Source organism: Streptomyces sp. NPDC088387 (assembly GCF_044753385.1).
Taxonomy (GTDB): domain Bacteria; phylum Actinomycetota; class Actinomycetes; order Streptomycetales; family Streptomycetaceae; genus Streptomyces.
On record NZ_JBIVNC010000006.1, the window covers coordinates 374,375 to 385,030 of the forward strand.

Consider the following 10,656-nt stretch of genomic DNA (forward strand, 5'->3'; position numbering starts at 1 on the left):
GCACGCGATCACCGCGGGGACGGCCGGAGCGCCGCCGACACGGCCTGCGTCAACGGGGAAGTGGCCACCAGCGGCGGGGGAGTGGCGAACACCACTGCGGGTGCGCGCACTTCCCGCACTCCGCCCCCTACGGCGGCCCCCTGCCCCGCGGGCCGCGCGGAACCGCACCCGAGAACCCCTGCGCGGGCCCCGCCATGCCCCGGACCAGGCAGCGTTCCGCCCGGCACCCCTTAATCCCCGCCGGGGCCCCTGGGGGCTCTAGGGGTGTCCCGCCCAACCACCCGCTGCCTAGCCTCCGGAAGCGGAGGGGAAGCGGACCGGACACCGTCCGGAGGCGTTCCGCTCGGCCGAGGCCCTCACTTCGATCTCGATCGGATGGCGCGCTGGTGAACAACGAAGAGCAGCTGCTCGACTATCTCAGGCGGACCACCGCGGACCTGCGGGAAGCGCGGCGCCGGCTGCGCGAGAACGAGCAACGCGCACACGGCCCGGTCGCCGTCGTCGGCATCGGATGCCGCTACCCCGGTGGCGTCACCACCCCCGAGGAACTGTGGGACCTGGTCGCGGCCGGCACCGACGCGGTGTCCGACTTCCCCGCCGACCGCGGCTGGGACGTCGACGCGCTCTACGACCCCGACCCGGACGCCACCGGCAAGACCTACGCCCGCACCGGCGGATTCCTGCACGACGCGGCCGACTTCGACTACGACTTCTTCGGCATCAGCCCCCGCGAGGCCCTCGCTATGGACCCGCAGCAGCGGCTGCTCCTCGAGACCTCCCACGAGGCCTTCGAGCGCGCCGGAATCGTCCCGGCCACCCTGCGCGGCAGCCGCACCGGTGTCTTCGCCGGGGTCATGTACAACGACTACGCCACCCGCCTCACCTCCGTGCCGGACGACCTCGACGGCTATCTCGCCAACGGAAGCGCCGCCAGCATCGCCTCCGGCCGCGTCGCCTACACCTTCGGCCTCGAAGGCCCGGTCGCCACCATCGACACCGCCTGCTCCTCCTCCCTCGTCGCCCTGCACTGGGCGGTGCGCGCGCTCCAGTCCGACGAGTGCTCACTCGCCCTGGCGGGCGGCGTCACCGTGATGTCGACGCCGGAGACCTTCGTCGACTTCAGCCGCCAGCGGGGCCTGTCGCCCGACGGCCGCTGCAAGGCGTTCGCGGCCGCCGCCGACGGCACCGGCTGGGGCGAGGGCGCCGGCATGCTGCTCCTGGAGCGGCTCTCCGACGCCCAGCGCAACGGCCACCCCGTGCTCGCCGTGATCCGGGGCAGCGCGGTCAACTCCGACGGCGCCAGCAGCCGGCTGACCGCCCCCAACGGCCCCTCCCAGCAGCGGGTCATCCGGCAGGCGCTGGCCGGAGCCGGCCTCACCGCCGCCGACGTCGACGTGGTCGAGGCGCACGGCACCGGCACCTCCCTCGGCGACCCCATCGAGGCCCAGGCCCTGCTCGCGACCTACGGCAAGGAACACCCCGCCGACCGGCCGCTGCTGCTCGGCTCGGTCAAGTCCAACCTCGGACACACCCAGGCCGCCGCCGGTGTTGCCGGTGTCATCAAGATGGTCCTCGCGATGCGGCACGGCGAGGTCCCGCCCACCCTGCACGTCGACGCCCCCACCGACCAGGTCGACTGGAGCGCGGGCGGCGTCGAACTGGCCCTGGACCGGCGCCCCTGGCCCGCCACCGGCCGGCCCCGCCGCGCCGCCGTCTCCTCCTTCGGCATCAGCGGCACCAACACCCACGTCGTGCTGGAGGAGCCGCCCACCGCCGAGGCCGCCGACACCGCCGACGCCGGGGAGTCCAACACCCCCGCGCGTGAGGGTGGTTGGGTGCCCTGGGTCGTCTCCGGGCGGACCCGGCAGGCACTCGCCGGGCAGATCGCGCGGCTGCGCGCGCACACCAACGCGCACCCGGACGTACGCCCCGCCGACCTCGGCCTCTCCCTGGCCACCACCCGGGCGCCCTTCGAGCACCGCGCCCTCGCGGTCGGCCGGGACACCGGCGAACTCCTCGCCGCGCTCACCACCGCGAACCCGCTCACCCCGGTCGGCGGAAAGACGGCCTTCCTCTTCACCGGCCAGGGCGCCCAGCGGATCGGCATGGGCCGCACCCTGCACCACGCCTTCCCCGTGTACGCGGAGGCCTTCGACGCGGTGTGCGCGCTCGCCGACCCGGGCCTTGAGCGGCCGCTCGCCGAGGTCATCGACACCGACGCCGACCTGCTCACCCGTACCGACTACGCGCAGATCGCACTGTTCGCCACCGAGGTCGCCCAGTTCCGGCTCCTGGAGTCCTGGGGTGTGACCCCCGACTACCTCGCCGGGCACTCCGTCGGTGAGCTGGCCGCCGCCCATGTCTCCGGGGTGCTGTCCCTCGCCGACGCCGTCCGGCTCGTCCTCGCGCGCGGCACATTCATGGCCGCCCTGCCCGCGGGCGGTGCCATGGCCGCGCTGCGCGCCACCGAGGACGAGGTGACCTCCCACCTCGACGACCGGGTCGGGCTCGCCGCGGTCAACGGCCCCCACTCCGTGGTGATCTCGGGTGCCGAGGAAGCCGTGGACGCGCTCGCCGCCCGCTTCGAGAAGAGCAAGCGGCTGAAGGTCTCGCACGCCTTCCACTCGCCCCTGATGGACCCGATGCTGGCCGACTTCGCCGCGGCCGCCGCCAAGTGCACTTTCGCGGAGCCGACGATCCCGATCGTCTCCACCCTCACCGGCGCCCTCGCCGACCCCGCCCAACTCGCCACGCCCGCCTACTGGGTGGACCACGTCCGCCGGCCCGTCCGCTTCGCGCCCGCGCTGGACACACTGCACGAGCTGGGCGTACGGACCTTCCTCGAAGTCGGCCCCGACGCGGCCCTCACCGCGCTCGCCGTGGACTGTGTGCCCGAGGACAGCGTGACCGTCGCCGGGCTGCGCCGCGACGGTGACGAGGAACGCGACCTCGTCACCGCCGTCGCCCGGCTGCACACGGCCGGCACCCCCGTGGACTGGGCGGCGTTCTTCGCCCCGCACGGCGCCCGCCGCACCGGCCTGCCCACCTACGCCTTCCAGCGCGAACGGCTCTGGCTGGAGAGCACCCCGGGCGGCAGCGGCGACGCCGACGGACTCGGCCAGAGCGCCACCGGACACCCGCTGCTGACCGCCGCGACCGAACTGCCCGAGACCGGGGGAGCGGTCCTCACCGGCCGGCTCTCCCTCGCCACCCACCCGTGGCTCGCCGACCACGCCGTGCACGGCACCGTCCTGCTGCCCGGCACCGCCTTCGTCGAGATGGCCCTCCAGGCCGCCGAGCGCACCGACGCCCACACCGTCGACGAACTCACCCTGCACGCCCCGCTGATCCTGCCCGAGCAGGGCGCGCTCGCCGTCCAGGTCGCCGTCGGCGCCGAACACGACGGACGCCGCGAGGTGACCATCTGGTCCCGCCGCTCCGACACCCCGGACGCCCCCTGGACCCGTAACGCCGCCGGACAGCTCACCTCCGCGCCCGACGACGGCGAGAGCCCCGCCGCGCCGGCCGTCTGGCCGCCCGCCGACGCCGAGCCCGTCGACCTCGACGACCTCTACCCCGGACTCGCCCGCACCGGCTACGGCTACGGCGAGGTCTTCCAGGGGCTGCGCGCCATGTGGCGGCGCGACGACGAACTGTTCGCCGAGGCGGCACTGCCGGAGAGCGCCCGCGCCACCGCCACCGCGTTCGGTGTGCACCCCGCGCTCCTGGACGCCGTCCTGCACGTCAACCTGCTGGACCTGCCCGGCGGACAGGCCGTCCTGCCGTTCGCCTGGGGCGGCGTCACCCTGCACGCGGCCGGCGCCGACGCCCTGCGTCTGCACCTCGCCCCGTCCGGCCCCGACGCCGTCACCCTCACCCTCACCGACCCGGCCGGCGCCCCCGTCGCGACCGTACGCAGCCTCGTCGCCCGCCCCGTCTCCGCCGAACAGCTCGCGGGCGACGGCGACGACCCGCTCTACCGCGTCGACCTGGTCCCCGCACCGGGCCCGGCCGCCACGGAACTCCCGCCACTGGCCGTCTGCGGCGACACCACCGGCCTCGAAGCACCCCGGTACCCGGACCTGGACGCCCTCGCCGCCGCGGGCACCGTGCCCGAACTGGTGATCCTCTCCGTACCCCGGCAGGCCACCGGCATCCGCGAACCCGGAGCGCCCGCCGAGGTCACCGACCTGCCCGCCCTCGTGCGCGAACGGGTCAACACCACCCTCGGTACCCTGCGCGACTGGCTCGGCGACGACCGCTGCGCCGACAGCCGGCTCGCCGTGCTCCTGCGCACCGGCGACCTCGGCCACGCCCCGCTCCACGGACTCGTACGCGCCGCACAGGCCGAGAACCCCGGCCGGTTCCTGCTCATCGACAGCGACGGCAGCGCCGACCCTGGCCCCGCGCTGGCCACCGCCCTCGCCGCCGGCGAACCGGAGGTCGCGGTACGGGACGGCGAGGTACGTGTGCCGCGACTGGCCCGCGCCAAGCCCGGCGGCCCGCTCGCCTGGGACCCCGACGGCACCGTCCTGATCACCGGCGGCACCGGCGGCCTCGGCGCCCTGATCGCCCGGCACCTCGTCACCGAGCACGGCGTACGACGGCTGCTGCTGGCCGGACGCCGCGGCGCGGACGCCCCGGGAGCCGCCGAACTCCGCGAGCAGCTGGGCGAACGGGGGGCGGACGTCGTCCTCGCCCGCTGTGACGCCGCCGACCGGGACGCCCTGGCCGCGCTGCTCGCCGAGCACGACGTACGGGCCGTGGTGCACGCCGCCGGTGTCGTCGACAACGGGGTGCTGGCCACCCTCGACGCCGGCAAGGTCGACCGGGTGCTGCGGCCCAAGGCGGACGCCGCCTGGAACCTGCACGAACTCACCCGCGACAAGGACCTGTCGGCGTTCGTCCTGCTCTCCTCCACCGCGGGCCTGCTGGTCGGCGGCGGCCAGGCCAACTACGCCGCCGCCAACACCTTCCTCGACGGACTCGCCGCCCACCGCCACTCCCTCGGCCTGCCCGCCGTCTCGCTCGCCTACGGACTGTGGTCCGGGTCCGGCGGCATGAGCGCCGGCATCGACGCCGCCGACCTGGAACGGCTGCGCAGGCTCGGCCTGCCCGCGCTCACCGTGGCACAGGGACTGCGCACCTTCGACGCCGGGATCGGCGGCGAGGACGCGGTGGTGGTGCCCGTACGGCTCGACGCCGCCGCGGTGCGCGCCAGGGCCGACGGTGTGCCCGCACTGCTGCGCGGCCTGGTGCGGCCCGCCCGGCGACGCGGCACCGAGGGCGCCGCGAGCGCCCCCACGGACTCCTGGCGCGACCGGCTGGCCCCGCTGGCCGACGCCGAACGCGACCGCGCCCTGCTGGAGCTGGTGCGCACCCACGTCGCCGGCGTCCTCGGCCACCCCTCGCCCGAGTCCGTCGACCCCGGGCGCGCCTTCCAGGAGATGGGCTTCGACTCGCTCGCCGCCGTCGAACTGCGCAACCTCCTCGCCGGCGCCACCGGCCTGTCCCTGCCGGCCACGATCGTCTTCGACCAGCCCAGCCCCCTCACCCTCGCCGCCCACCTCAAGAACGCGCTCGTGCCAGGACCGGCCGACCAGGCCCGCTCCGCGCTCGCCGAACTGGACCGGCTCGAAGGCGCCCTCAACGCCCTTCCCGACCAGGACGGCAGCCACGCCCGCGTCACCGCGCGCCTCGAAGCGCTGCTGCGCAGCTGGCAGGACACCCACGGGCGCACCGGCGCGCCCGAGGCACCGGAGGACTTCCGGGAAGCCAGCGACGAAGAACTCTTCGCCAAGCTCGACAACGAACTGGGAGCCCTGTAATGGAAGACTCGGCCACGGCCGGCAAGCTCCGCGACTACCTCAAGCGGGCCACGACCGAGCTGGAGCGCAGCCGCCGCCGCGTACGCGAGCTGGAGGAGCAGGACCGCGAGCCCATCGCGATCATCGGCATGGGCTGCCGCTACCCCGGCGGTGTGCGCACCCCCGAGGACCTGTGGCGGGTGGTCGACGAGGGCATCGACGTCGTCACCGAGTTCCCCACCGACCGCGGCTGGGACGTCTCGGAGATCTTCGACCCGGAGCCCGGTGCCCCCGGCAAGAGCTACGTCCGCCACGGCGGCTTCCTGCACGACGCCGCCGAGTGCGACCCCGCGTTCTTCGGCATCAGCCCCAAGGACGCGCCCGGCACCGACCCCCAGCAGCGCATGCTCCTGGAGGTCACCTGGGAGGCCTTCGAGCGGGCCGGCATCGACCCCACGCAGGCCAAGGGCACCCCGACCGGCGTCTTCGTGGGCCTGATGCACCACGACTACATCGGCGGCACCATCTCCGGCAGCATCGTCTCCGGCCGCATCGCCTACACCCTCGGCCTCGAAGGGCCGGCGGTCACCATGGACACCGCCTGCTCCTCGTCCCTGGTCGCCCTGCACTCGGCGATCCAGTCGCTGCGCAAGGGCGAGTGCTCACTGGCCCTCGCGGGCGGCGCCGCCCTCATGGCCAGCCCCGAGATGTTCATCGAGTTCAGCGAGCGCCGCGCGCTGTCCCCCGACGGCCGCTGCCACTCCTTCTCCGACGACGCCGCGGGCGCCGCCTGGGCGGAGGGCGCCGGCATGCTGCTCGTCGAGCGGCTCTCCGACGCCGTACGCAACGGGCACGAGGTGCTCGCCGTCGTCCGCGGCTCGGCCGTCAACCAGGACGGCGCCTCCAACGGGCTCACCGCGCCCAGCGGCCCCGCGCAGATCCGGGTCATCCAGCAGGCCCTCGCCGACGCTCAGTTGGCCCCGCACCACATCGACGCCGTCGAGGCGCACGGCACCGGCACCACCCTCGGCGACCCCATCGAGGCCCAGGCCGTGATCGCCGCCTACGGGCAGGAGCGGGCCGACAGCGGACCCGTCCGGCTCGGCTCCATCAAGTCCAACATGGGCCACCCGCAGGCCGCGGCCGGCGTCGGCGCCATCATCAAGATGGTCATGGCGATGCGCCACGGCGTGCTGCCGCGCACCCTGCACGTCGAGAAGCCCAGCACCGCCGTCGACTGGACCGCGGGCGACATCCGGCTGCTCACCGAGCCCGAGCCGTGGACCACCCCCGACGGCCGCCCGCGCCGCGCCGGCGTCTCCTCCTTCGGCATCTCCGGCACCAACGCCCACACCATCCTGGAGCAGGCCCCGCCCGCCGACACCGGCGAGAGCCCGGAGCGGGCGGCGCTGCCCGTCGTTCCGTGGGTGCTCTCCGGACGCGGCTCCGACGCCGTACAGCGCCAGGCCGAGCGGCTGCTCGCCGTCGCCGGAGACCTCGACCCGTACGACGTCGGACACTCCCTCGCCACCACGCGCGCCCGGTTCAGCCACCGGGCCGCCGTCACCGGCCGCGACCGGGACGAACTGCTCGCCGGACTGCGGGCCGTCGCCGACGGCAGCCGGGCCGCCGTGGTCGTCCCCGAACCCGGCCGCCTCGGTGTGCTGTTCTCCGGACAGGGCTCCCAGCGCCCCGGCATGGGCCGCACCCTGCACGGCGCGTTCCCCGTGTTCGCCGCCGCCTTCGACGAGATCTGCGCCGCCTTCGACACCCACCTCGAACAGCCGCTGCGGGACGTCATGTTCGACGAGGACACCGACCCGGCCGACGCGCTCCTCAACCAGACCGCCTACACGCAGGCGGCCCTGTTCACCTTCGAGACCGCCCTGTACCGGCTCCTCGAACACTGGGGCATCCGCCCCGACCTGCTCGCCGGGCACTCCATCGGTGAGATCGTCGCCGCGCACGTCGCCGGCGTCCTCGACCTGGCGGACGCGGTCGCGCTGGTCGCCGCGCGCGGCCGGCTCATGCAGGAACTGCCGTCCGGCGGCGCGATGGTGGCGCTGCTCGCCACCGAGGCCGAGGTCATCCCGCTGCTCACCGACGGCGTCGACATCGCCGCCGTCAACGGCCCGCGTGCCGTGGTGATATCCGGCGACGAGGAGGCCGTCCTCGCGGTCGCCGCGAAGGTGGAGAAGTCGACCCGCCTCAAGGTGTCGCACGCCTTCCACTCGCGGCGGATGAACCCCATGCTCGACGCGTTCCGCGAGGTGCTGGCGGGTCTCACCTTCCACGAGCCCACCCTGCCCGTCGTCTCCAACGTCACCGGCACCCTCGCCGACGAACTCACCTCGCCCGAGTACTGGGTACGGCACGTGCGCGAAGCCGTCCGCTTCCACGACGGGCTCACCACCCTGGCCGCCGAGGGCGCCACCCGCTTCCTGGAGGTCGGCCCCGACTCGGTCCTCACCAACATGGCGCAGGACGTCGTCCCCGAGGTCGTCGGCACCCAGCGCCGCGACCGCGCCGAGGACGCCACCCTCGTCGAGGCGGTCACCCGGCTGCACCTGACGGGCACCGGACCCGACTGGCCGGCCGTGTTCGCCGGCGGCCGCAAGGTCGACCTGCCCACCTACGCGTTCCGCCGCGACCGGCACTGGGAGGACGCGCCGATCCTCCAGGCCGAGCGCTCCGCCGCCGCCCGCGCGGGCGGTGACGCGGCCGACCCGTTCTGGGAGCTCGTCCGCGACCAGGACATCACCGCCGTCGCCGCCACCCTCGGCGTCACCGACGAGCCGTCCGTCGCCGCCGTCGTCCCGGCGCTGGCCGCCTGGCACGAGCAGCGGCAGGCCAACGCCGCCGCCGACGGCTGGCGTTACCGGATCTCCTGGGAGCCGCTGCCGCCCGCCGCCACCCCCGCGCTCGGCGGCCGCTGGCTCGCCGTCGTCCCGGCGGGCGGTGACGACTGGACCAAGGCCGTCCTCGCCGGACTCGCCGACCGCGGTATCACCGTCGACACGCTCACGGTGCCGGCCGACGCCGACCGCGCGGCGATCGCCGCCCTGCTCACCGGCAAGGGCGACACCGACGGTGTGCTCTCCCTGCTCGCGCCCGCCACCGGACCCACGGCGACCGCCGCCCTCGTGCAGGCCCTCGGCGACGCCGGGATCAACGCCCCGCTGTGGTGCGCCACACGTGACGCCGTCGCCCACGGCACCGCCGACACCGTCACCGGCTTCGCGCAGGCCCAGGTCTGGGGCCTCGGCCGGGTCGCCGCCCTCGAACACCCCGACCGCTGGGGCGGACTCGTCGACCTGCCCGCCGAGATCGGCCCCCAGACCGCCGTACGACTGGCCGCGCTGCTCGGCGAAGCCGCCGGTTCCGGTGACAAGAGCGGTGAGGACCAGGTCGTCATCCGCGAGTCCGGCACGTACGGCCGCCGCCTGGAACACGCCCCCGCCCGGGCCGGCGCGCCCTGGAAGCCGTCCGGCACGGTCCTGGTCACGGGCGCCACCGGCGCCGTCGGCGCCGCCGTCGCCCGGTGGCTCGCCGCCGAGGGCGCGGAGCACCTGCTGCTGACGTCCCGGCGCGGCACGGAGGCGCCCGGCGCCGCCGACCTCGTCCGCGAACTCACCGAAGCAGGCGCCGAGGTGACCCTCGTCTCCTGCGACGTCGCCGACCGCGAGGCGGTGGCCGCGCTGCTGGACTCCGTACCGGACGAGCGGCCCCTGACCGCCGTACTGCACCTGGCCGGTGTCCTCGACGACGGTGTGCTCGACGGGCTCACGCCCGAGCGGTTCACCGGAGTCCTCGCGCCCAAGGCCGACGCGGCCCGGCACCTGCACGAACTGACCGCGGACCACGACCTGTCGGCGTTTGTGCTGTTCTCCTCCCTGACCGCCACCGTCGGCGGCGCGGGCCAGGCCAACTACGCCGCCGCCAACAGCTACCTCGACGCCCTCGCCGAACACCGGCGCGCCGCCGGGCTGCCCGCCACCTCCGTGGCCTGGGGACCCTGGGGCGGCGACGGCATGGCCGCCCACGGCAACGTGCGCTCGGCCGCCCGTGCGATGGGCATGTCCGTCCTCGACCCCGGGCGCGCGCTGACCGCGCTGCACCGGGCCCTGGACGGCGGCGACACCACCGTCACCGTCGCCGACGTCAACTGGACCGTGTTCGCGCCCGCGTTCACGTCCGGCCGGCCCAGCGCCCTGCTGTCCGCGCTGCCCGAGACCCAGCGGGGTGCCGGCGGCCAGGACGGGGCGGGAGCGGTCGACGGCTTCGCCGAGAAGCTCGCCGGACTCACCGGCGGCGAACGCGACCGCGCGCTCCAGGAGCTGGTCTGCGGCCAGGCCGCCGCGGTGCTCGGCTACGGCGGCGCCGACGCGGTCGAACCGACCACCGCCTTCCGCGACCTCGGCTTCGACTCGCTCACCTCGGTCGATCTGCGCAACCGGATCAGCAACGCCGCAGGCGTGCCGCTGCCCGCCACACTCATCTTCGACTACGCGACCCCCGCCGCCCTCGCCAAGCACCTGGGCACCGAACTCGCGGGCGCCGACGACTCGGTGGACTCCGTCGTCGCCGAACTCGACCGGGTCGCCTCCCGGCTCGGCGACCTCACCGCCGAGGACCTCGAACAGGGACGGATCACCACCCGTCTCCAGGCCCTGCTCGTGGACCTCAACAAGACCCTCGGCCAGTCCGCCGACGTCGTCGCGGGACGGCTGGAGGACGCCTCCGCCGACGACGTCTTCGCGTTCATCGACAACGAACTCGGCTAGGCCTGCCCCTCCCACGACTCCCGGCCGACTGCGTACACCTCTTCGCACAGGAGTGGCGACACCCG

2 protein-coding genes are annotated in these 10,656 nt (G+C 75.0%); both read left to right on the top strand.

Annotated features, from left to right (window positions below):
* Positions 1-386: 386 nt before the first annotated feature.
* Positions 387-5,828, top strand: coding sequence for an SDR family NAD(P)-dependent oxidoreductase (locus ACIQAC_RS18765; protein ID WP_402192382.1), 5,442 nt, complete (start codon positions 387-389; stop codon positions 5,826-5,828).
* Positions 5,828-10,591 (top strand): type I polyketide synthase, encoded by a 4,764-nt coding sequence (locus ACIQAC_RS18770; RefSeq protein WP_402192384.1) that lies wholly within the window; start codon positions 5,828-5,830, stop codon positions 10,589-10,591. The genes ACIQAC_RS18765 and ACIQAC_RS18770 overlap by 1 nt, the downstream gene beginning before the upstream one ends.
* Positions 10,592-10,656: the final 65 nt, after the last annotated feature.